This is a genomic window from Halalkalibacter sp. HAAS-P013 (assembly GCF_056619925.1).
Window position 1 is genome coordinate 199,598 of the sequence record NZ_JBWQTU010000012.1, and the last position, 21,908, is coordinate 221,505.

The 21,908-nt window shown below is 38.4% G+C and carries 23 protein-coding genes and 2 rRNA genes; 5 read left to right on the plus strand and 20 right to left on the minus strand.

All coding sequences use genetic code 11. The annotated features are described in order from the left end of the window. Positions 1–5: 5 nt before the first annotated feature. From AC1FXP_RS16765 to AC1FXP_RS16780, 4 genes are all read right to left on the minus strand, one after another. Complete coding sequence (locus tag AC1FXP_RS16765; RefSeq protein WP_480063158.1) at positions 6–797, minus strand: alpha/beta fold hydrolase; 792 nt, start codon at positions 795–797, stop codon at positions 6–8. 627 nt (positions 798–1,424) lie between these two features. After that, on the minus strand, positions 1,425–1,652 hold the full coding sequence (locus AC1FXP_RS16770; protein WP_480063159.1) for a KOW motif-containing protein: 228 nt from the start codon (positions 1,650–1,652) through the stop codon (positions 1,425–1,427). 359 nt (positions 1,653–2,011) lie between these two features. Beyond that, complete coding sequence (locus AC1FXP_RS16775) at positions 2,012–2,755, minus strand: sulfite exporter TauE/SafE family protein (RefSeq protein WP_480063160.1); 744 nt, start codon at positions 2,753–2,755, stop codon at positions 2,012–2,014. Between the two features lie 215 nt (positions 2,756–2,970). After that, the gene (locus AC1FXP_RS16780) at positions 2,971–4,266 is read right to left on the minus strand and encodes an S-layer homology domain-containing protein (protein ID WP_480063161.1); all 1,296 of its coding nucleotides are present in this window, start codon (positions 4,264–4,266) and stop codon (positions 2,971–2,973) included. A 426-nt stretch (positions 4,267–4,692) separates the two neighbouring features. Here AC1FXP_RS16780 and AC1FXP_RS16785 point away from each other — a divergent pair, with 426 nt between their 5' ends. Further along, the gene (locus tag AC1FXP_RS16785; RefSeq protein ID WP_480063162.1) at positions 4,693–5,181 is read left to right on the plus strand and encodes a hypothetical protein; all 489 of its coding nucleotides are present in this window, start codon (positions 4,693–4,695) and stop codon (positions 5,179–5,181) included. A 52-nt stretch (positions 5,182–5,233) separates the two neighbouring features. On the opposite strand, the gene AC1FXP_RS16790 is transcribed toward AC1FXP_RS16785, so the two are convergent. Further along, a complete protein-coding gene (locus tag AC1FXP_RS16790; RefSeq protein WP_480063163.1) occupies positions 5,234–5,386 on the minus strand; it encodes a hypothetical protein in 153 nt (50 codons plus the stop codon). Between the two features lie 78 nt (positions 5,387–5,464). Continuing rightward, positions 5,465–5,596: a hypothetical protein gene (locus AC1FXP_RS16795; protein ID WP_480063164.1), complete on the minus strand. Its 132-nt coding sequence runs from the start codon at positions 5,594–5,596 to the stop codon at positions 5,465–5,467. A gap of 142 nt (positions 5,597–5,738) precedes the next feature. On the opposite strand from AC1FXP_RS16795, the gene AC1FXP_RS16800 reads away from it, so the two are divergent. Then, entirely contained in the window at positions 5,739–7,463 is a 1,725-nt protein-coding gene (locus tag AC1FXP_RS16800; RefSeq protein ID WP_480063165.1) for a WG repeat-containing protein, read from the plus strand. A 206-nt stretch (positions 7,464–7,669) separates the two neighbouring features. Here the strand turns inward: AC1FXP_RS16800 and AC1FXP_RS16805 are convergent, their stop codons facing one another. Next, positions 7,670–8,191, minus strand: a complete 522-nt coding sequence (locus tag AC1FXP_RS16805) for a CBO0543 family protein (RefSeq protein WP_480063166.1) — start codon at positions 8,189–8,191, stop codon at positions 7,670–7,672. 214 nt (positions 8,192–8,405) lie between these two features. Here AC1FXP_RS16805 and AC1FXP_RS16810 point away from each other — a divergent pair, with 214 nt between their 5' ends. Beyond that, complete coding sequence (locus tag AC1FXP_RS16810) at positions 8,406–8,849, plus strand: GNAT family N-acetyltransferase (RefSeq protein WP_480063167.1); 444 nt, start codon at positions 8,406–8,408, stop codon at positions 8,847–8,849. 149 nt (positions 8,850–8,998) lie between these two features. Here the strand turns inward: AC1FXP_RS16810 and AC1FXP_RS16815 are convergent, their stop codons facing one another. The 3 genes from AC1FXP_RS16815 to AC1FXP_RS16825 form a co-directional block, all read right to left on the minus strand. After that, the gene (locus AC1FXP_RS16815; RefSeq protein ID WP_480063168.1) at positions 8,999–9,472 is read right to left on the minus strand and encodes a hypothetical protein; all 474 of its coding nucleotides are present in this window, start codon (positions 9,470–9,472) and stop codon (positions 8,999–9,001) included. Between the two features lie 212 nt (positions 9,473–9,684). Beyond that, positions 9,685–10,236, minus strand: coding sequence for a DUF2179 domain-containing protein (locus AC1FXP_RS16820; RefSeq protein WP_480063169.1), 552 nt, complete (start codon positions 10,234–10,236; stop codon positions 9,685–9,687). Positions 10,237–10,401: 165 nt separating this feature from the next. Continuing rightward, entirely contained in the window at positions 10,402–10,614 is a 213-nt protein-coding gene (locus AC1FXP_RS16825; RefSeq protein WP_480063170.1) for a hypothetical protein, read from the minus strand. Between the two features lie 317 nt (positions 10,615–10,931). Between AC1FXP_RS16825 and AC1FXP_RS16830 the strand changes: the two genes are divergently transcribed. Continuing rightward, entirely contained in the window at positions 10,932–11,381 is a 450-nt protein-coding gene (locus tag AC1FXP_RS16830) for a hypothetical protein (protein WP_480063171.1), read from the plus strand. Positions 11,382–12,169: 788 nt separating this feature from the next. Next, positions 12,170–13,633, plus strand: coding sequence for an alkaline phosphatase (locus tag AC1FXP_RS16835; protein WP_480063172.1), 1,464 nt, complete (start codon positions 12,170–12,172; stop codon positions 13,631–13,633). Between the two features lie 759 nt (positions 13,634–14,392). On the opposite strand, the gene AC1FXP_RS16840 is transcribed toward AC1FXP_RS16835, so the two are convergent. The 10 genes from AC1FXP_RS16840 to AC1FXP_RS16885 all read right to left on the minus strand — a co-directional run. Next, a complete protein-coding gene (locus AC1FXP_RS16840) occupies positions 14,393–15,199 on the minus strand; it encodes a LysM peptidoglycan-binding domain-containing protein (protein ID WP_480063173.1) in 807 nt (268 codons plus the stop codon). A 302-nt stretch (positions 15,200–15,501) separates the two neighbouring features. Beyond that, complete coding sequence (locus tag AC1FXP_RS16845) at positions 15,502–16,686, minus strand: KamA family radical SAM protein (RefSeq protein WP_480063174.1); 1,185 nt, start codon at positions 16,684–16,686, stop codon at positions 15,502–15,504. Positions 16,687–17,054: 368 nt separating this feature from the next. After that, positions 17,055–17,300 (minus strand): hypothetical protein, encoded by a 246-nt coding sequence (locus AC1FXP_RS16850; RefSeq protein ID WP_480063175.1) that lies wholly within the window; start codon positions 17,298–17,300, stop codon positions 17,055–17,057. 463 nt (positions 17,301–17,763) lie between these two features. Then, on the minus strand, positions 17,764–18,480 hold the full coding sequence (locus AC1FXP_RS16855; protein ID WP_480063176.1) for a hypothetical protein: 717 nt from the start codon (positions 18,478–18,480) through the stop codon (positions 17,764–17,766). Between the two features lie 297 nt (positions 18,481–18,777). After that, entirely contained in the window at positions 18,778–18,921 is a 144-nt protein-coding gene (locus AC1FXP_RS16860) for a hypothetical protein (RefSeq protein WP_480063177.1), read from the minus strand. Between the two features lie 34 nt (positions 18,922–18,955). Continuing rightward, on the minus strand, positions 18,956–19,216 hold the full coding sequence (locus AC1FXP_RS16865; RefSeq protein WP_480063178.1) for a hypothetical protein: 261 nt from the start codon (positions 19,214–19,216) through the stop codon (positions 18,956–18,958). A gap of 201 nt (positions 19,217–19,417) precedes the next feature. Next, positions 19,418–20,182, minus strand: coding sequence for a hypothetical protein (locus AC1FXP_RS16870; protein WP_480063179.1), 765 nt, complete (start codon positions 20,180–20,182; stop codon positions 19,418–19,420). Continuing rightward, positions 20,166–20,693, minus strand: a complete 528-nt coding sequence (locus AC1FXP_RS16875; protein WP_480063180.1) for an RNA polymerase sigma factor — start codon at positions 20,691–20,693, stop codon at positions 20,166–20,168. Before AC1FXP_RS16875 ends, AC1FXP_RS16870 begins: the two co-directional genes overlap by 17 nt. A 771-nt stretch (positions 20,694–21,464) precedes the next feature. Further along, positions 21,465–21,580 (minus strand): 5S ribosomal RNA (gene rrf / locus AC1FXP_RS16880). Positions 21,581–21,685: 105 nt separating this feature from the next. After that, positions 21,686–21,908, minus strand: a 23S ribosomal RNA gene (locus AC1FXP_RS16885); the annotation flags it as partial.

Below are 21,908 nucleotides of genomic sequence, written 5' to 3' on the forward strand. Positions count from 1 at the left end.
CAATTTTACATGGCTGTCTCAAAAAATTCATGGTCGGAAATAAACACTTCTTTAGTCATATGTTCTTTGTCATATCGTAGAAAAGATTCAAATATTGATAGAAACTGATCAGGCTGGTGAACATGAGCTACATGCCCAGCATATTTTATTTCTTCATATTTCACATAAGGAAGATACTGCTTTAAATTGACAAGCGTACTTTTATACACCACATCATATTCTCCCATCACCCACAATACAGGGATTTCCGTTCCAAGTAACACTGACTTTGAATCGAAATCAAGCTGCAATCGTATCGCTTTATTCAATACTTTAGGATGAACTTGGAGAGCATAATTTAAAAAGATAGATTCCGAGTCTTCACGTATAAATGAACTATTCGGATTCAGCATAGTCGCATATTGTTTTAACCACATTTTATAGTCATATTTCTCTTTTTCCTCTAACACTCGAATGAGATTTTCACTGAATTGCGAAGGTACATTACAACAATATCCGCCTACAAACGTCATACTCGTTACCAATTCAGGATACTTTTTTGAAAAAGCCTGAGCGATAATACTCCCGAAGCTAAGTGCGCATAAATGAGCCTTTTTGACATTCCCTTGAATATACTTACGATAAAGCTGCTCAATGAAAACATCTAATATAGGTAGCCCGTCCACTTCAGAGTCCTTCACATCATATAGGTCGTACGAAATACAACGATAGTCACCTTGCAACATCTCTATTTCCTTTTTAAACGCATTCTTATTTCCGACAATCCCATGCAAAAAAATAATCGTTTCTTTTTCCATATCGAAACCTCTTATATTTTGGCTATTTTTAAATTATATCAAGAAAGTTATACTACTATGGAATATCTGTTATACAGAGAATCTTACTCTCTTATTATATTTCTTCCAGTAGAAACTAGCAAAGTGAAACATTTGGTAACATGGGATTTCTTCATTATCAAAAAAATAGTTAAAATTATCATTAATTTCCATAAACTAACGCTTTTCTTCTTTCTTTATATACAATTAAAACGTCGTATTAAAGGGGAAATTCTGATGAAATCAGGAAGAATTGAACAGTTCGCACATTTAAGAGGAGTTTAATAAGTCAATTGATGCTTCGTTTGTGCCAGCTATTATTCTAAGCTCATTTGTTGAAGCAGGTAAACCATATTTTAAATATTTTCATTATGGGATCGAGCGTTGATCGCTCAACGCTCGTTAAAATTAAGTTTCTCGATCAATGACGCCGTATCCATAGTCATCACTGCATTTAAAAGTACCGTCTTTCAACAGAAATGTAATCACATCAAAACAACCCTCCATCTATTTCTTTAGGACCGTACAAAAAATGCTCGGAGAAAAAATCAAAGAAGAGCGAATGTGAAGATACCATGTGCTGAGTGGGGTTGGTTAGAGAGGGGATATTTAGTTACCCATTTTTTTATAACTATCATGCTTCACAACGGTCCGCATGCTGCTGCCATCATTTTGTTTTATGTCATCAAAATTAACCGCAATCGTATTATTGTAAATGTTGATAACTGTTGCTTTTTCCCCTTTGTACTCCCCTTTTGTTACTTGAACTCTGTCGTCAATTTGTACTTCGACTGGGGGTTTTTCTTGTTTTTCTTGTTTTTCTGTTACATCAGACATGAACACATCTCCTTTTGAACAAAATAACTACTATCATAAGCATTTGACGATTGTAGTGCTTTTATTTATTAAAACTGCTGGGAAAAATAAGCTATCGCCCTTTCCCGAGGGTACTGAAATAAGTGATTTTCCTTTTTTAGTGCCCTCTAAGCAATGTACGGAGCCGTTGCAATAATTTAAATAGCCTGCTATGAGTGGTTTTCTCATAGCAGACGAGCAACGTGCGGAGTCATTGCTACATAATCGAGGGTACTGAAATAGGTGATTTTCCTTTTTTAGTGGTTTCCCCTTTCCCGGCACTACATAATCGCTCGCACTTTTATTTGCTGTCCAAACTCACCATTATACTGTCCAAAGCCCTAAAGAAGAGCTGTCACCATCAAGTTAGCTGCTGCAATCGCGACAACAATAGCTGCGATCTTTTTAATATTTTGCTGAGAAAGCTTCGCAAAGAGAGCTACACCAAGACGTGAGCCGACCAAGACACTAACAAGCCCAACTAAGAAATACCCTAGAAAATCTAACGAAAAGTCACCACTTACTCCGTGCAGCGTCACTGTCATAATCGCGGTCATAACAAATGTCACCTGAAGATTGGCGCTGTATGCATATTTGTTGTTATGAAAAAGCAAAAGAAAATAAAACACAAAAAATGGCCCACCGACAGCAAACACTCCGCCGATTAGACCTCCACCTAATCCTAAAATGATCGGAAGCCATGTTCCATTCACTTTTTTATCCGGATTCGGCGGTTTGCTTCGGAACAAATAAATAACCACACAAAGTAAAAACACACCGAGGAATACCTTTAGAATTTCTAGGTCTCCATAATTATGCAAAACAAAAAATCCACCGACACGCCCAACTAGCGCAGCAGACAAAATAACAAGTATTGACCGCCACTGGATATGCTTAAACAATTGCAAAGCAATGCTCACTGACAGTACTAAGGCGAGCGACACAACTAGAAGCGTACTTTCTTTCACTGTAAACATTAAAGGTAAGAAGCCCATGGCGATCAACCCAAAACCAAAGCCACTAACCCCTTGAATAAAACTCCCAAATAGGAGAATCAAAAAGATAATTGCTAACTCTAACATCATATAAATAGCGAACCTTTCAGTATAAAATAAACTACAAAAAGCAAACTAGTTTTAATTATAACAAAAATAGCATTCACCTCTTCACTTTTTGATTAGCAACAATGGATATTATTTATGCTTCCTGTCCAAACTGAGCCACTTACTGTCTGAAGCTTCATGGAACTCAACAACTAAAAAAGTGAAGAGAAACGAACCATCGTTTCTCTTCACTCAAGTTACTTATTTATTTCATTGTTTTCATATAAACGATGAATAATCGCAGCCAATTGGGCTCTTGTCATTGGTTGATTAGGCTTAAACGTGCCGTCTGAGTATCCGTTAACAATCCCCTCTTGTCTCATTGTTTCAATCGCAACTACAGCCCAATGATCATCTCTCACATCAGAAAAAGCTCTTGTTGTATTTTGTGCTGGTTGCGTATAAAATCCAGCATTGTAAAAAATTTGAGCCACTTGTGCTCTAGTTACGTTGGTACTTGGTGAGAAATTTCCATTTCCTGTACCGTTCATAATTTGATTTTGTGCAACTAAGCTAACAGCATCGAATGCCCAAAAATTCGTTGATATATCATTAAAACGAACAGGAGTGCCCTCAGACTGTAAGTTTAAGAAATTAGTAAGAATCGTTGCTGCTTGTGCTCTAGTTAAATGATGATTTGGTCTAAACGTTTGATCAGAGTGACCATTAAGCCAGCCTTTTTCCGCTGCAAATAGTATCGATTCTTCAGCCCAATGTCCATTAACGTCACTGAATACTGACCCATTCGTACTTTTTGTACTTCCATTATCTCGACGATCATGCTCAAATAGGTTCCACTGATTCATTATTCTTCCTACTGCATCACGGTAATAAGATCCACCTAAATGGTTATACCCTGCATGAGCAATATCAAATAAATATTGTCTAGATGCATCCTCAATACTCATACCATTTGCCAAATTCGTTTGGTATTTCTCACGAGCAAAGCCGTATCTTTGATTTTGAAGAAGGGTCCCTGCTAAGAAATTAAACGCATCTTCATAAGAGTTGAATTGTCTGTACCAATTATCTCTTCTTTGACTTTCATCAAAAATAATACGGTCTGCCCCTAAATTTTCAATAATCGGAATCGTTCTTTCAAAATCCTCATCAGGCTGACCTTTTAATTGCCAAGCGTTAGCAGGATTAAATCCCCACGCTTTGATTCCAAAAAGGTTATTTGCATAATAAGCAATTCTCGTCGTTCCATATCCACTTTCTAATATAGACATACCAATGATAGCACTAGCCGGCACTCCCCATTGTTCACTTGCCCTTACAGCATAAGGAGTAACCTCTTGAATAAAACGTTTTTGTTCTTCAGTATTCGGTCTAATCGTCATTGGGTTATATGCGTTACTATTTTTCCCTAACTCTCTATCTTCAAACGGCAGCGGATCAAAAAGAGCCGCGTAAGCTGACTGAGTTCCTACCGCTAGTAATGAAAATACCAAAACTATTGAAAGGACAATCTTAGATGTTATTTTTACCAATAAATTCCCCGCCCTTGTTTAGTAATCTATGAAAATCACAACAGGTAGTATCATAGCAGATTTACTAACGAAAAGGACATGAAGTATAGAATTATCTCATGGTAAGTAATTGTAAATGTAGGAGTCTATTCTATTTTTCTTTGAAGTCTTACATTTTTCAAATCTTTCATACTTTTATAAATCTATCAATTATCTAAAAAACTTTTCAACAATACCTTACAATTTTAGACAATCTTTAAATCCGTCTGAACCGTAGCAGTGAACAGGATTATGTCGTCTCACGAAATGCAGTCAGCACTGTTTCCTGTAAAACAAAGTCGATATATGTAAAACGATTACAAAAGGGGATTTGCTTATTTTGTAGAAAACAGAGATAACAGGTGAACGGATTGTAAAACTAGGGATAAAAATAGGAAGGTGATTAGCATGCTCAAAATTTTAAAAATATTCAAAACGTCATATAGCAAAGAACAAGATATGTGTGAACGAAAGCTTGTAAAGATTATGAAGCGTTTAAATGTGGCCTATTTCGACTACAATTGGGACCGTAGCAGTTGTTATATTGAATTCCGATACCATGAAGTCTTGTACAAAATGGAGCATTCATCTGATAAAGCTACAGGCACAGGTGTTGCTGAGTTTAAGAGTGGGTTGGATTGTTTAGTTGAATTAGTTGATACGCTTGAAGATCTTTGCCATATCATTGATCGAGGAACGTATAAGCTTGAAACGTGGCTATCCGGCATGCAAAAGGCACCTTTAGTAGAAGAGAAGCCTGAATCCCTAGAAAAAACTCAAATTAAACATAAGTTATCAGAAAAACAAAAGCATGAAGAGTTTATGCTGGAGCCCTCTGAATCTTCCCTAGTGGACTTTAACAGAAATAAGGTCTTCCAGCGGACTATAAGCAAATAAAAGGGGTGTCTCAAAAGGTATGTTTTTTACCTTTTGGGACAGCCCCTTTGCTTTAAACCTCTATCTTATTTTTTTCATGAAGGCGATAGTTATCATACATTTCCTTGTAGCCGATTGACTTAAAGTGCATGACTTCATAATAGGTAAGCTCGGTTGAATTAGTTTGTTTCTTGAACCAAGATTTCAGATTTGTTAATAGAATCATAAAACCCCTCCCTCTTTTTACAGGTTATTCTGATTCAGGGGAGGTGATCACTATTTTTCTGCATTAAGCCTTACATCCTTAATACTCTATTTCTTCATAATCCTTTGGCTGAGGTACCGGCTGCATTTGATCTCTAGAAGACTGGTCCTTTTGCATCTGCTCTTGTCTGCCCTTAGCACCTTTACCATTTTGCTTTCCTTGCTTTTTCATCACAAATCCCTCCTTTCTTATAAAATCACTACATTCACAGGATTCCACATGTTTAAAAAAGAATGTGCTTCATGTCGTAAGCACCCACCAAATTCTCCGACCATATACTATCTAGACAAACGACACACGGAGTGAATCAACAATGAAATTAAATCCAAAACTACGAAGAATCACCGCCCTCCTCCCTGCTTACATCATCACAAAAGAAGGGAAAAGATGGGGATATATCAACAACAGAGGACAATTCATTATCCAACCTCAATTTGAGGAAGCTGATGATTTTCAACCTAATGGACTTGCGATTGCGAGAACAAACGGAAAAGCTGGCATGATTGATCAAGCAGGTAAATTTGTGATCCCACCTAAATACGATTCAATTATGCCTTTTACAGAAGGCCGTGCTGTTGTCCTTTATGAAGACGGATATAAAGTCATTAATGAAGCAGGCCAAGAGCTGACAAAGAAATCATACGGACTCATTATGCCCTATCAGGATCAACGTGCTGTATTCGCTGATACAAGTAATGCTCGGTATCTTTATGGGTATTTAGATGAACGAGGAAATGAAAAGATTCCTCTACAATTTGATACAGCCTATGATTTCAGAGACGGCAAAGCACTTGTGAAAATTAATGAAAATGAATATGCACTGATTAATCGAAACGGTGAGACTCTTCAAACCTATCCATACAGCTCTATGATGAGTTATAGTGAAGGACTGATCGCTTTTAGTAAAACGTTTCAAGACAAATGGGGCTATGTAGATGAACAAGGTCGAATTGTAATTCAACCTCAATATACGTACGCATCGCCTTTTCGAGATGGCAGAGCCGTTATAAACATGGCCGAGGGAATAGAGAACAAATACGGATTAATTGATATAAACGGAACTTTACTCATATCACCTACCTATAATGATATGACACAATTAGGTAATCAAAGAGTAGCCGTCGGAATCGCTCGTGATCCAAAACAGCCATTTGCGGGCTCACGGTACGGGATTGCTACAACAGCTGGGGGAATCTTGACCGATTTTCTATATGATTCTGTAGGTGAATATCAGGAAGGATTAAGCTCTGTTACAGCCGATCGAACCACTTTTTTTATTGATCTAAGCGGAAGGCGCGCCCTATCGCTCCCGATCATTCCAGGTGTCGGCACCGTACGGCTTGTTGGAGGGATTATTCAAGCGAATGTCGACCACAGTTTGTCCTACTATGATCAAACAGGGAGAATCATCTATCAACCAAACACTAGCTTCCCTTTAAATGATCAATATCGAATTCTTATTAGGAAATATAGTCCTAATAAAGATTACCTCGTCTATTATCCAAACGTGAACGGAATGACAAACCTTGAAGCTCAGAAACACGTAAATGACGTACTCGAACAAAAATCAAAAGTAGTCCCTATTCCTCCCACTCAATTAGACTTTGGCTATTACGGCGATTTCTCGGTCTCCTTCTTTCAAAAAAATCTACTCGTTCTCAAATTAGAAGGATATGACTACCCGTTTGGTGCAGCACATGGCATGCCCTATCAAGCACATGTGCCCATCGATCTAAAGACAGGAACGATCTATGAGCTCAAAGATCTTTTTAAACCTGACAGTGACTATGTAAAGGTCATTAGTGATATCATCGAAAAACAGATTCAAGCAGAACCACAACACTACTTCCCTGACCAATACAAAGGCATTCAACCTGACCAACCCTTTTATGTAAACGAAGAGTCCCTTACCATTTATTTTGAACCTTATGAGATTGCCGCCTATGTATTCGGCTTTCCTTCGTTTACGATTCCTTTTAAGGAGATTATGGATTTGATTGATGTCGATGGAGCGTTTTGGAAGTCTTTTAGAGGTTGATAAATTTCCAAAAAGAGGTCGGTCATCTAGAGTTCCGGCTTCAGCTCTGGAAGGGAAAGTAGTGTTAATAAAATGGTTAACGACCAAGAACCGAACAAATAGCATACGAAAACCTCAGACAATTTTATGGTTGTCTGAGGTTTTCACTATGTATAAAATTTCTTAACCACCCGCAGTTCAAGGTGATAAACCTAGTTTTCTAAAAGTTACTTAAAATACAGAGGTAAGTCAAAGTTCAGCACTATTAGTAAGATAATTGGCAAGCTAATCCCCCATGCCAAAAGAGGTTTTTTATAATGTATTGGAAATAAAATAAACATCATCATAATAAATAATATTGAGTGCCACATGACCCAACCGGTGTAATGAGAAAATAAACCAACATGGATGTTTATATACTCAACTATAGTATATATGCTAACCCATAAAACGTAATGAAAGACCCTGTTACTCCATTTATCAGTTCTAAAGAAATACTTCAAATAAATTAAAATCGTCGCAGGATACATCACCAGCATATACAATAATGAGATCGTTGTATGATTCGGAAGCAGTTCTGGTAATAAGGTTTCATGGTATATCCATAAAACTTGATTATAAGCTAAGAAATTATGTAGTAGGTCACATAAAATAAGAAAGAGGATTGTTGGATAATATTTTTGCCAGTTTCTCCAATCCCCCCAACGCCATGCTGCTAAAAAATACAAAAGGTTATAGACGATATGCATAAGGTTATCATTTCCTTCACAAATTGATTATTTTATTTTTTCCTTAGAAAAAGAAATTATGTAAAGTAAGATACCTTTATGTTTAGATTTATTAGACTTTACTTTAAACAAGCTTGCGAATGCTGTTCGATTGACCTTAATGTAATTAAATTTTGATAAAATAAATAATGAGATATATTCAAAACAACATAAAAAGGAGGTGTTGTTTAATTTTATGAATATAGCAATATATAAAGAATGTGATATCGATTCATTAATAAATATTTGGTATAGAGGTTCAATACAAGCACATAGTTTCACCGAACCCAGATATTGGAAATCAAAGAAAGTAGAGATGAAAGAGAAGTATATTCCAATGTCGGAAACCTATGTTATATACCATCAATCAAAAGTCGTAGGTTTTATTTCAATGGTAGGTGACTATTTAGCAGCACTCTTTGTTGATGTTCCTTACCAAAATCATGGGTATGGAAAAGAATTGTTACACTTCATCAAAAAGCAAAGAAATGTTATTCAACTAAAAGTATATAAAGAAAACTCAATAGCAGTTCGTTTTTATCAAAAAAATGATTTTGTAGTAAAAGAAGAACTAATAGACGAGGATACTAAACAGCAAGAATACGTAATGGAATGGAAAAATGATTTGTCATTGTTATAGGTGGGGGTGTCCCAAAAGGTCAAAAACAGACCTTTTGAGACACCCCCATTCATTTTTACTAGTTCTTCTTCCAGAAAACTGCTTCGTTTGTTGAAGAACTTGCGCTATTATTTCAAGAATAAACTACCTAAAGCTAGTCTCTTTCCTAATTAATCTATAACAACCGTTTCAATTTTTTGTGTTCCAGGAATAGAAGTATGGTTATTCTCTGCTAATTCAACTTCTACTTCATATGTTCCAGCTGGGAAATCTTCCGGGTCTAACTCAGTTGTGAAGTTGTAGTCGTTAATACCAACACGTGTCCCTGAACCTTCTTCCCCTTCTGCCTTAAACCATAAGTGAGCATGTCCTTCACCATCTACGTTTTCAACACCATAATTGTCTACAGAAAGCTCAAAGTTTGTTGCTTCCCAATTAAACGTTAGTGTACGTCCGTCAAGATTTAACTCATATGTATAGTCAATGTCTGCTGCATCTGCATCTTCTTCAGCTTCAGCATCCACTTCCTCCACTAGGTCTGCAGCAACCTCTTCAGCTGCTTCCTCCTCGTTTCCACAAGCCGTTAAAGCCATTGATGCAACAACCACACTCGCTAAAACTGTCTTCATTTTGTACTTTTTCATAAGTAAATTCCCCTTTTCTCTTTTCTCTATAAGAAACACATTTTCTAATTTACTATAAAAGTAGTTGGAATACAATGGTTTTATAGGTATTGATAGACATTTACATAATACATTATACCTATATAACTCTTGAAATCCTTCAATCTAATTAAAGCAAAAAAAGCTGAGTGCTAACCCCACTCAGCTTTCCCCCTTATGCAATCAACCTACCACTACGACGCACGAACCGCCTTATCCCGCTTTTCTTTCCTCTTCTTCATCGCCTTTGTAATATATCCACCTTTAAAATTCCGTGGCTCATAAGAAATGATAAACGCATTCGGCTCATGCGTACTTACAATCTTCATAAACTCTTCTTCACGATCACGTCTAGCGGTACAATCAAGTCGAAATCTACGAGCGTGATTCATCCCTTCCACTTCAGACATCGAGACACTGAAGCCTTCATCTCGCAAGTGGCTCGTTAGCTTTTCATTTTTATTCATAATGTTCACTTCAATTGAAACGTATCCAATCGCCAGTTTTTGTTCGATCAGCTGACCGATATATACACCAATACCGAAACCTAATGCGTAGGCAACCATATTTAAATAATTCGATAAATCACTAAAGACAATTCCAAGTGCAACAACGTAGATAAGTCCTTCAAGGATCCCGAGCACCGCTGCCTTTTCCTTCATCCCCTTGACCATCATGATCGTTCTCAATGTGAGCACGGGAACAAATAACAACTGGGCTATGAAAATAATCAGTGCTTGTAGCATCGTCTCACCTTCCCCCTAAAATGTTCAACTTGTGTAGTGTAACAGGATTTCATTTTTGAATCTACACTATTCCCTTTACATTGAGGGGTATTTTATAAACTTAAGGTAAGAATAAAAGAAAACCACCTGCTCTTACAATAGAGAACAGGTGGTTATTCCTTTATATCAATCTATCACTCTCGCTACTTGCCCGTTACACTTTTTACAATAACCCTTTAAAATGATCATGAAATCCGTAGAATCGACTTCATAATTTACGATCGTTGTCACTCCACATGAGGAACAAAATACGTTATCTTCAAGCTTCTTTCTAATTTCACCCGGCATAGCTTGCCAGCGCTTTTGGGCTAACTGATCAGTCGGTTTGATTGTCACCATCACCTTTCTATAGAACTATTATAAACATAAAACACTTCTTTTAAAAAGGAATTAGCTGTGGATAATCTTATACAATAGTAAAAAAAGTTGTAGCTTCCCCTGTGAATATCTTGCTTAATGTGGAAAAGTAGGTGTATAACATGGTAATTATCCACCTTTCACTAAATCAATTTAGTAGTTTTCCCTTACAGCAGTTTCCGCTAACCCAAAATTAATTCAACACCGAATATTTGTCCCATTAAGCCAAAATCAAACTCATATTCTGTCCCAATCGAGAATAAAATCTGATACAACCCTTGAAAAAGAAGGTGAGTCCTATGCGTAAACATAAATCTCCACTCATCCTTATCATCCCATCCGTCATTGCCATCATTAGTTTACTTTTTATTCTGATCCCCTCCCAATCTAAACAAGCTAGCAACCTTGTAAATGAATTTTATAAAGCAGAACAAAAAGCTGATTTCGCTTCTTCCTGGGAGTTGCTCCATCCAAAGATGAAAGATCGCTTTTCAAAGTCTTCTTATATGCAGGATCGAGTTCATACATTTATGAATCATTTTGGAGCAGATACGTACACATTTTCCACCTCAAGGCCAAATAAAATAAAAAATTGGAAAATGACTGAGGAGTCTGAGCCGATAGAAGTATATGAAGTGATCGTGACAAAAGATTATAACGGGAAATATGGACGCTTCCAGTTTGTCCAATATACGTATGTATCCTTAGATAACGAGGAACCCAGAATTATGTGGGACTATAAGGAATAGAGGGGACAGGGGGACAGGTTCCTCGTCCCATTTCTTAATAGAATAAAATAAAAAACCTACCAAATAGCTCTTTCGCTAACTGGTAGGTTTAACACACCATCTTATTTATTAAAAAACACCGAAAATGTAAGTCCAATCAAAGTGAAAATTCCTGGATTTCTTAAACCTGTAGTTGTCATATTGATTACCTCCTGAACGATCTGCTCTCTTTGATGTCTTTATCTTATCAAGCAGAAGACGAGCTGTAAGCAATCACGTGAAGTAATCTGACAGAAAAGATGTATTTTAGTTATAGGTTTTAAGAATTCTCCAAACTAGATCTATTCATAATAGCAGTTTGTTCGGATAGATGAGAAATCTGATGAACCTTTCCTCTTGGATTTCAATTGATTTGGGCTTTCATCGCCTCTATGAAAGACTTTTCCTTAAGCACTTCAAGCGATTCAGGCCTTCAACAATCCTATGAATATCTTTTCCACTTGCATTTCTAGAAGTTCGGGTCTTCATTACTCCTATGAACGACTTTTCCTCCAGTTTTTCAACCGATCTGTGTCTTCATCACTCTTATGAAGAACTTTGCCTCTCGCATTTCAAGCGGTTCAGGTCTTCACTCCTCCCATGAGCGGCTTTTCCTCCAGCTTTCAAGCGGTTCAGGCCTTCATCTCTCCTATGAACGACTTTTCCTCCAGCTTTTCAAAGCAATTCGGACTTCATCGCTTCTCCACGCATAATTTCCAACTTTTTCAACAACCCTAATAACGATACGACATACATAAGGAGGATATTAAATGTTGAAAAAGAGCGTTAGTGTTATATTTTTAACATACTTAATACTTGCAATTGTGGCTTGTACCCCACAAAACGCTGACCAACCAACTGAGGAAACCCCTGCTGATGATCCTGCTCAAGAAGAGCAAGCTACTGAAGCTGATGAATCATCACCGAAAAATGTCATTGTCATGATTGGTGATGGCATGGGAATGGGACAGATGGAAATTGCCCGCTTATTTGAGCATGGAAAAGAAGGAGAGTTGTTCATGGAAACCCTTCCTAATGTGGCTCTTTCTAGAACATACTCTGAAAACAATATTGTCACCGACTCTGCAGCTGCTGGAACAGCACTAGCGAACGGGGACAAAACGAATAACGGTATGCTTGGCGTTGGACCTGATGGTGACGAATTAACAAGTCTGATCGACATTTTTAAAGAGCAAGGAAAAACGGTTGGTATTGTTTCCACTAATACCGTTACCGATGCCACTCCTGCGGGGTTTGTTGCAAAGGTTCCAGATCGGGCAGGACAAGATGAAATTGCAAGGCAAATTTTCGAAGGCCGTTACAACATCGCATTAGGTGGCGGAGAAAACTTTTTTCTTCCTGATGCACAAGATGGTACAAATTTAATCGCTTCCTTTGAAGAGGAAGGCTATGATGTCGTTCGCAATAAGGATGAGTTGAATAACTATAAACCAACCGAAGACTCAAAACTACTAGGGTTGTTTCACCCATCATTTATGAATTATGTAAGCGATCGAGAGGTAATGGACAGTGAAGAGCCGACGTTAGTGGAAATGTCTCAAAAAGCCATTGAGGCTGCATCGCAAAACGAAGATGGGTTTTTCCTTATGCTTGAAGGCGCAAGAATCGATCATGCCTCTCACGCCGCTGACTTCGTAGGAATCTGGAAAGAAACGATTGAATTTGATAATGCTGTAGAATATGCGGTTAATTGGGCAAAAGAAGATGGTGAAACATTAGTCGTTGTACTTGCTGACCATGAAACAATGGGTATTGCAGCAACAGAGGTCATGGATATGGAAGCTTTAAAAGAAGTAGGAGTTTCTCCAGAGTATATATCACAACAATTAGAATTAGATGAAGATACAGGCAATTTCACAGCTGAAAGCATCCGTGAAGTGTTTGCAGAATATGCGAACATTGAATTAACAGATGAAGAAATAAGCCAATTCCAAGAGAATGTTTGGGATAATAACGACCCTGAAGGACGCCTTATTCTAGCTCACGAAATTGGTTGGGAAGTAGGCAGTATTATTGCTCATCATTACCGTGCTGGAGTGATCGACCGACAAGTACGGGAAGAAAGTGCCACAGGTGGACATACGGGAGAAATGGTTCCAGTCTTCACTGTTGGTGTAGGAGCCGAAAAATTTAATGGTGTACTTGATAATACAGAAATTCCAAGAATGATTGCCGAAATTAGTGGTTTTGAATTTGAACTTCAAGGAAATTAGTAACAGCTGAAACTTTTTTAGAGGAATATCAAAAATAAGGATAGTGGTCAGCAAATAACATATTGCTAACACTATCCTTATTTTTGAATAATTATGCTTACCACGCAGACGCTTTTACGCTGTTGCGACTAAGGCTATTTCCAAGGTTATATCGCCCTGCGATACGAAACAAAACATAAGATAATGTTAGGGACTACCCGTATTGCGCAGCGATATGGGCGATACGTTTATGAAATTTTCCGTTTCTTCCTCTCATCGATTCACATTTTATTATATAGGCATGTTATATTCCTCGGGAAATACATGGTACGACAAATTTCCACACACATAAAATAGTGGGTACAGAAAAGGCGGGAATGAACGACTTTTCTTCTCTATTCTGAGCCACTTTGGTTTTTCAGAGTCCCAATCGACTCTACTCAATAGGATAGACAGAAAAAAACTACCAATTAGCTCTTTTGCTAACTGGTAGTTTTAACACCATCTTATCTATTAAAAAACACTGAAAATGTAAGTCCAATCAAAGTGAAAATTCCTGGATTTCTTAAACCTGTAGTTGTCATATTGATTACCTCCCGAATGTTCTGCCCTCTTTGATGTCTTTATCTTATCAAGCATTAGATGAGCTGTAAGCAATCACGTGAAGTAATCTAACAGAAAAGATGTATTTTAATTATAGGTTATAAGAACTCTCGAATCTCAGCTATTGATATAGTGGCTTCGGAACAATTCCCCCTCTCCTTACCCAACTACCAAACCTCACCCAAACCAAACCCTCACCTGAACAAGATCCTGAACCGACCCATCCTTCGCACTCCTCGTATACACCTGCAATACCCCTCCACTGGTCGTTGGCTCCCTATCAAATGGAATGCTATCCCGGAAGCGCCCATAAGAAGGTGCTCCATAATCTGCAGTTGTGAACGTTTCTTCTGTAACGATAACTTCATTATCATCAACCATCCGATACAGCACATTGGCTTCAAAAGCTCGAGCATATCCGGTAATAAATTGGTTATCACGGATAACAGACCCAGGGAAAGGCTGTGTAACAACAATATTCTGTGACATCGGAAGAGGAATGATCAGTCTCATCCCTACATAAAGTACATCTGGGGAGAACGTAATCCGCCCAGCATTTGCATCAATGATGGTCTGGATTGATATCCCTAATCTTTCTGAGATCAAGGCGAGGGAATCTCCAGTATCCACCTCATAAATCACTGCTGGCACTTGAATTTGTTGATAAGGGAAAATGAAGTTTGGATTTTGTATCGTGATATTGATCCCAACTAAAAGCTCTGGATAACTAGAAAATCGCTGCGAAATCGCTCCAATTGTATCGCCTCGTCGAATGACGTAAAGAGTCGCCGTTTCATTTGAAATTACCTTTGGGATCACGAGTATCTGATTAGGGTAGATCGTATATGGATCTACAAAAGGGGGATACAAGACATTGGCCCGAGCAATGGCATCCACTGTACTTTCATATTGAACAGAAAGGCGGTAAACGGTATCTCCAGGTTGAACCGTATGAATGATATGGGTTCCGAACATAATGGTCATAATTCCCTCTCCCTTTTTGGTTGCTCCTTATATGTATGATGGGGAACGGAGAGGATATTCCTTCTTGGGACAGAGGCGGGACAGAGGGACAGGTTCCTCGTCCCATTTTCATATGAGATGTTTGATTACATAGTTTGAGATACCAGTACCTCTCAATAATTACCCTATACAAATCTAATACTCGAAACACTTTTTATTCCATAAAAAAATAGAGCAAAAGCGTATATGCTTTTGCTCTTCATTCGCTATAAGTTGGCTTTCAAGAAACAATTGATAAAAAACTCGGATGGTGAAAAGCACCTTTACAACTGCGCCACACGCTCTCTCTTCTTCTTTCTTGGCATATCCGGCATCTCATTCACCGAAACAACTTCTTCACTTTTCTTCTCTGGCTTCTTCCAATACTGTTCATTTCCAGGCAAATCATCAAACCACGCCGCATCATCAGGACAGTCAAGAACCATAAACTTCCCGTACTCGTCATCACGTGACTGATGATATTTCAAGTAAGCTTTTCCATCTTCAATGGCTAAAATTTCGATCTTTCCACTCGTATGACTCATTGATAGCCGTACTCGTTTCCCTAATCCTGACGTCTTCGCTTTTGCTTTTTCAACAATGTCATAAAGCTCTTTCAAAGTAAGAACGAAATCATTATTCCCAGCAACTGGACGATTCACAAAGAAATAGTAAGGTGTAACGCCAGCCCATGACAATTTATCCAGTAGTTCTGCTAACACTTCTGGATCATCATTAATTCCTTTTAAAACAGGTGTCTGATTGACGACAATCGCACCAGCATCATGCAGAGCTTGGAACCCTCTTTTGGCTTCTTCTGTAATTTCAACAGGATGGTTAATGTGTGCCATCACATAAATCCGTTTTTCAGCTGTCGAGTACTCACGAATTAATTTGAGCAATTCCTCATCTTCGTAAATTCGCATTGGGTTAAAAACAGGCATTTTAGAGCCTAAGCGAATAATTTTCACATGATCAATCGCACGCAGACGCTCAATAATCATTCTAAGTTTCTTCGTAGCTAAAATAAGAGAGTCCCCACCCGTTAATAGAACATTATTAATTTCTGGGTGCTCTTCAATGTATTTCAGACCAGGCTCGACATCACTCATCGCTTCCTTGACATCGTTTCGGAACAAACGCTTTCGGAAGCAATAACGACAATAAGCCCCACACACTTCTGACACAATCAGCAAAGCTGTTGTCGCATATTTATGTTGGCAACCAGGGACGGAATAATTCGTATCCTCATCCGATGCATCCCAACGACCATATTCCTCTAGTTCCCCTTCATTTGGAATCACTAGCTTACGAATTGGATCGTTCGGATTGCTCCAGTCAATTAAACTTAAATAATAATCGTTTACACGAAACACGTACTTTTCTGTAATCTTCTTTAGTTTTGCCTTTTCCTCTTCTGGTATCTCTTTAATTTTATCAAGATTCATATAATATTTTGGTTGTGCCATAGTACCCTCCTCTGAATAAATCAACGTATGTAGATTCTTACTTCAAGCATGAAGCAACCCGCTTTAGTAGGTTCTTAGGTGAGATATTCGGCTGAGCATGCTCACAAAGAAAACAAATCTATGTATTTTCCCTTCAATCGTAACATATGCCTGTGCCACCGGCTAACAAGAAAATCGTCCTCTTCAGGATACAAGCGCACCTTATCGCCATAACACTCGCCTTACAGTCTCCTATCTCCGATTTCCGGGACATAGGGACACGGGACATAGGGACAGGTCCGTTGTCCCACTCATTTCAGATGTGACGTTGGATTATACTCACAGAAAAAGCCCACTCGCTTTGAGCCGGCTTTCCATTTGCTTGTTCCTTAATATAGTGGTTGCTGGTGGTGGTGATTATGATGTTGCTGTTGACAAGGCGGAAATCCGTTAATATCTTGAATCATTCTATAATCATAGTGCTTTAAAGCGAACTGAGAATGGTACATATATTCCATAATATATAGTTGTCCATCTTTAGCATCACACAATATACCTGATGTTCCTTGACCGTTTGTAAATGAAACTCCAACAGGCTGCCCCATTAAGTGACTAATTTTTTGCTGCCAATTCATACAAAACACCCCCTTTGGTACTATATGCGAAAGGGGAAACTAGGTGTCTGTCTGAAACGATAGCTACCAGCAAACTTCAGGTAATTAATAACAAGTTATATCGTCCTGCGATACGCATACGCAACCCAAAATACGCTAGACCTCATTCTTTGCCATATAGATCAAATATCGTTTTATTAGACCCCTATTGATTATATCGTCTAAGGAACCTTTCCATATCGAGTAACGCTATCGGTGATACTTAAGAAGTTTACCTCTTCTCCCCCTAAACGATTAACACTTTAATAAACCGTAAGCAGATATCATATATTCCTCGGGAAATACAAGGTACGACAAATTTCCACACGAACATAAAATAAGTGAAAGCAGGTAGCCATTCGCTATCCACTCTCACTTTTTTCAATCGATTCCCTTTACCCATTAGCGAAACTAAACTGCATTCGTAGACTGCCAGCTTCCGAACCTATGATTTTCGAAATAAAGAGAAAATCCAATCCCACTTGTCTTTGTCTTTAGGTTTTTGTATCGCTTCTTCTAAACGTTTATTAAAATCATTTTGTGTGCGCCACTCTTGTTTCTGTTCTTCCCGCAAGTTTTGTAATTGTTGTTGTAAGAATTCACTTTTTTGTTGTTCTTGTTGCAGCAATGTTTCGTAATGGAACTTTTGTTGCTCCGTTAACTTTTCTATTTTAGCATGAGTTCTTTGTGCTGAATTTCCAATAGTGGAACTGATCACATGATGATCTTGCTGGAGCCGTGAAACCGTTGTTTTAAGCTGAGACATACTTTCTGTCAATTCAGCATTCATTTCACGTGTAGCTGCGAGTTCATTGGATAAAAACAATAGGATCTCTTTTATTTGATCGGGATCGCGAGGTAAGTTGTCGTATGTATCGGGTATCGCTATGTCTGTTTGTTTAAATCCTTCTAACCTCTCTCTTTGTTGATACACAAGGTCTTTAGCTGTATCGTCTAGGGGCTTGTCCGTATCGCGTAACGCTATAAGCGATTCAATATCGGATTGAACAAAGATACGCCGGTCGCCATCTTTCAAAAACTCATATCCATTTCGCTCTAAGATTTGGCCATACTTTCGAACAGTGGGGGTTGCTATCCCTGCTTCCTCTGCTACTTCCTTGGTAGAGAAAGATCGTTCATTCGGTTGTATATCATGTCGCATATCATACCTCCTTTCTATTAAATATGAAGGTTCTTTAATAAATTTGCAAGGATATATCGCCCTGCGATACAAAACATGAAAATGAGGCACAAAGCCCCTTTCTTGTTAGAATCTTATATGTATCGGGCATCTCAAACTCTGGTTCTTGTAATCTTTCATTTTGTTGATGTACAAGTCTTTTATTGTATTATTTCAAGGCTTATCCGTATCGCGTAGCGCTATAAGCGTTTCACAATCGGATTAAAAAGATATAATATACACTCAAAAGAGGACAAGGTATCTTGTCCCTTTGTCCTCTTAACTGCCTTCTTCAATTCTATACTGAGCTTTCGATAAATGTACAACATCTTCGTTCGGATCATTTCCTTCGTACTGTACAGCCGTGACTTCGTACTCTGCAGGTTCAAGCATCCAGTCATATAGATCCAATGCAGACTGCATCAGTTCGCCGCCTTGTGCAGCTTCAACAAACAACTCATTTATATAAAAAGAACACTTCTTTGTCTCCATCAAAGTTTTCAATTATGTATCCAATCTGAGTAACGATTGTATCATCTGACACAAACATCACCGGTACGTCACCTTCAGATGAGTCCCCACTTACAGTCTGAATAATTAATACTCCTTCACCTGTTTCACTATCATCCTCTGGATATGGATAATCACCTGTTAGGTCGTCCGTTCCCTCAACAATTGGCTCTTCCTCGATTACCTCTTCAGGGTTCAACCTCTCCAACCGGTTCTTCTCCACCACAAGCAGTTAGAAAAGCAACTAGTAAAGATAGCCATAAAAAGACCTTTACCCTTTTCATACGGTACCTCCTTTTCACTTTTCAAACTTAGTCATACCTATTAATAATAAAATTCAACTATCTATGCTTTCGAAGCTAATTTGTTTTTTGCCGGAGAAGCTACTTACTCTTCTCCGGCAAAAACCTTACTCCCGTCCTAGATAAGTCCTTACAACATCATAAGTCGCATCTCTATACAATGTAACCCCAAACGGACCTTTATCATCCTCATAACCGTTGTAAGCAACATCGAGATCATGAACGACTTGATATGCTAACAGTAATCCATCGTCGTCTTGGTTTTGAAAGGCCTCTCCTAAAACGGAATTCAAATTCATTAAATCAACATAAAGATAGTTGTCAGCAGATAAATGAAAGGCCGCTGTACCTGCCCGACTTACATAGGAAAATAGATCTGAAATAATCTGTTGATCTTCTACAGTATGATAATCAAGAGACCATTCACCCTCAACGAATTTAGTTAATTGACGATGAGTTAATATAATGCCTGCGGATAGATCATTTAACATTTCTTCCTCTGTCCACGTACTTCTGTCTTCTGTTAGCTTTACTTCATCTTCAAGATCGAGCTCATCATTCGTTTCTATCCATTCATACTCATCTAGATCGTTTTCTTCCGTATTGTCTTCTATTATAGTTTCCACGTTCTTTTCATTAGACGATCGTTGACCTTCATTTATCGAAACCATATTCACCCCAATTAAAAAAGCAAATAATGCAAAAGCAATGATACTAGAGGAGTAAACAAGCATATTTTTTATATTGGAAGGCTTCACTTCATACGTCTCTATTTCAGCTACGATCTCTTTCTTCACCTTTTGGTTTCTCTGTTTGTTCCAATGAATATCATCATCTAATTGCTTCAACCGTTCATCAAATTGAGTTTTCATGTAAATATCCCTCCTTAAGAAGTTGTTTTTCTAAAGCTGGAATCGCTCTATTTAACGTAGACTTTACTTTACTCTCAGAACAATTTAGGATTTCCGCTGTTTCTTTAGTGGAAAACTCTTTTAATTTTCTAAGGATAATGACGTCCCTATAGGTTTTCTTTAATTGACTTAATGCGTCAAATAATTCTCTTGAGTTTTCCTTTATTTGAACAACCTCATCTGGCAAAGGACTTTTATCCGTTTTCAAACTAAATAATTCTTTAAGATAAGTAACAGGTTTTCGTTTCCTTACATAGTCAATCGTTGTATAACGCGCTATGGAAAACAACCATGTCTTCGGACTGGAATCCCCTTTGAAAGAATCATACTTTTTATAGGCTTTTATAAATGTTTCGTGTGTAAGATCCTCAGCTAGTTGATGTTCATGAATCATTAGTAAAATATAACTAAAAATAGAATTGCTATACTGTGAGTACCATTCTGTAATCACTTGTTGTTTAACATTGGACAAGGTTCTTCCTCCTAGCATTTATGTTCATTGTTACTTAGACGTTATTTATTAAAAAAAGTCGCGTTTTTTAAAGTACTTACCATTCATTAATCTATTGGCAGTATACGAACGAGGTCTTATGAGCCTCTTTCTGTCCAAATTGGGTGTTTTTCTGTCGAAGCAATTATTTATTAACTATCGTCCCAAGATGTTGCTCCTTCGGGCGCTCTTCTGACAGGTGGATTCATCCCTTCATTGCTCTTCAATGCGGTGCGTTCCTGCCTGGCAACGTCCTGGCTCACCCTTTCTCTTCTACGGGGATGATTGGGCATGTAGTATTTCCTAGATGTGTTTCACGACGTGTTACGAAGAGAAAGGGTTCGTCTCACAGGGGGACATGATGTTTTTCAAGATGTCTTTTCACGATGTAACCATCGGCTTATTCGAGGATGATGTTGCTCCTTCGGGTGCACTACTATTATGCAGCGTATGTCCGTCTCTCCTATTTCCATGCGCAGCGTGCCCTGCCTGGCAACGTCCTGGCTCACCCTTTCTCTTCTACGGGGATGATTGGACATGTAGTATTTCCTAGATGTGTTTCACGACGTGTTACGAAGAGAAAGGGTTCGTCTCACAGGGGGACATGATGTTCTTTCGAAGAAGCATAATCACGTTGTAATAACCATCGGCCCATTCGAGGAAGATGCTGTTCCTCCGGAACAGAGCTCTTCAACGCCCCTCTTCTATTTATGCACATAAAAAAAGCATTCCTCAAGGGAATGCTTTTAGGGTGCCTGGCAACGTCCTACTCTCACAGGGGGAAGCCCCCAACTACCATCGGCGCTGAAGAGCTTAACGACCGTGTTCGGCATGGGAACGGGTGTGACCTCTTCGCTATCGCCACCAGACTATTATTGAACATCGGATTCTCTATCAGAGTATCTTAGTTCACATTTGAGATGGTTCTCTCAAAACTAGATAATGTATTATAGAAACAAATCAAGAATCATTTATTGGATAAGTCCTCGACCGATTAGTATCTGTCAGCTCCACGTGTCGCCACGCTTCCACACCAGACCTATCAACCTCATCATCTCTAAGGGGTCTTACTGGATTAACTCCATGGGAAATCTCATCTTGAGGGGGGCTTCATGCTTAGATGCTTTCAGCACTTATCCCGTCCACACGTAGCTACCCAGCTATGCTCCTGGCGGAACAACTGGTACACCAGCGGTG

What these genes read in the sequence shown, in the direction of transcription:
- AC1FXP_RS16805 (WP_480063166.1), bottom strand. Translation starts at nt 8,191, where the DNA reads ATGCATATCGTCTATAACCTTTTGTATTTTTTAGCAGCATGGCGTTGG.
- AC1FXP_RS16835 (WP_480063172.1), top strand. Translation starts at nt 12,170, where the DNA reads ATGTTGAAAAAGAGCGTTAGTGTTATATTTTTAACATACTTAATACTT.
- AC1FXP_RS16840 (WP_480063173.1), bottom strand. Translation starts at nt 15,199, where the DNA reads ATGACCATTATGTTCGGAACCCATATCATTCATACGGTTCAACCTGGA.
- AC1FXP_RS16810 (WP_480063167.1), top strand. Translation starts at nt 8,406, where the DNA reads ATGAATATAGCAATATATAAAGAATGTGATATCGATTCATTAATAAAT.
- AC1FXP_RS16790 (WP_480063163.1), bottom strand. Translation starts at nt 5,386, where the DNA reads ATGATTCTATTAACAAATCTGAAATCTTGGTTCAAGAAACAAACTAAT.
- AC1FXP_RS16785 (WP_480063162.1), top strand. Translation starts at nt 4,693, where the DNA reads ATGCTCAAAATTTTAAAAATATTCAAAACGTCATATAGCAAAGAACAA.
- AC1FXP_RS16765 (WP_480063158.1), bottom strand. Translation starts at nt 797, where the DNA reads ATGGAAAAAGAAACGATTATTTTTTTGCATGGGATTGTCGGAAATAAG.
- AC1FXP_RS16795 (WP_480063164.1), bottom strand. Translation starts at nt 5,596, where the DNA reads ATGAAAAAGCAAGGAAAGCAAAATGGTAAAGGTGCTAAGGGCAGACAA.
- AC1FXP_RS16825 (WP_480063170.1), bottom strand. Translation starts at nt 10,614, where the DNA reads ATGGTGACAATCAAACCGACTGATCAGTTAGCCCAAAAGCGCTGGCAA.
- AC1FXP_RS16850 (WP_480063175.1), bottom strand. Translation starts at nt 17,300, where the DNA reads ATGAATTGGCAGCAAAAAATTAGTCACTTAATGGGGCAGCCTGTTGGA.
- AC1FXP_RS16830 (WP_480063171.1), top strand. Translation starts at nt 10,932, where the DNA reads ATGCGTAAACATAAATCTCCACTCATCCTTATCATCCCATCCGTCATT.
- AC1FXP_RS16845 (WP_480063174.1), bottom strand. Translation starts at nt 16,686, where the DNA reads ATGGCACAACCAAAATATTATATGAATCTTGATAAAATTAAAGAGATA.
- AC1FXP_RS16770 (WP_480063159.1), bottom strand. Translation starts at nt 1,652, where the DNA reads ATGTCTGATGTAACAGAAAAACAAGAAAAACAAGAAAAACCCCCAGTC.
- AC1FXP_RS16820 (WP_480063169.1), bottom strand. Translation starts at nt 10,236, where the DNA reads ATGCTACAAGCACTGATTATTTTCATAGCCCAGTTGTTATTTGTTCCC.
- AC1FXP_RS16870 (WP_480063179.1), bottom strand. Translation starts at nt 20,182, where the DNA reads ATGAAAACTCAATTTGATGAACGGTTGAAGCAATTAGATGATGATATT.
- AC1FXP_RS16800 (WP_480063165.1), top strand. Translation starts at nt 5,739, where the DNA reads ATGAAATTAAATCCAAAACTACGAAGAATCACCGCCCTCCTCCCTGCT.
- AC1FXP_RS16775 (WP_480063160.1), bottom strand. Translation starts at nt 2,755, where the DNA reads ATGATGTTAGAGTTAGCAATTATCTTTTTGATTCTCCTATTTGGGAGT.
- AC1FXP_RS16815 (WP_480063168.1), bottom strand. Translation starts at nt 9,472, where the DNA reads ATGAAAAAGTACAAAATGAAGACAGTTTTAGCGAGTGTGGTTGTTGCA.
- AC1FXP_RS16855 (WP_480063176.1), bottom strand. Translation starts at nt 18,480, where the DNA reads ATGCGACATGATATACAACCGAATGAACGATCTTTCTCTACCAAGGAA.
- AC1FXP_RS16860 (WP_480063177.1), bottom strand. Translation starts at nt 18,921, where the DNA reads ATGCAGTCTGCATTGGATCTATATGACTGGATGCTTGAACCTGCAGAG.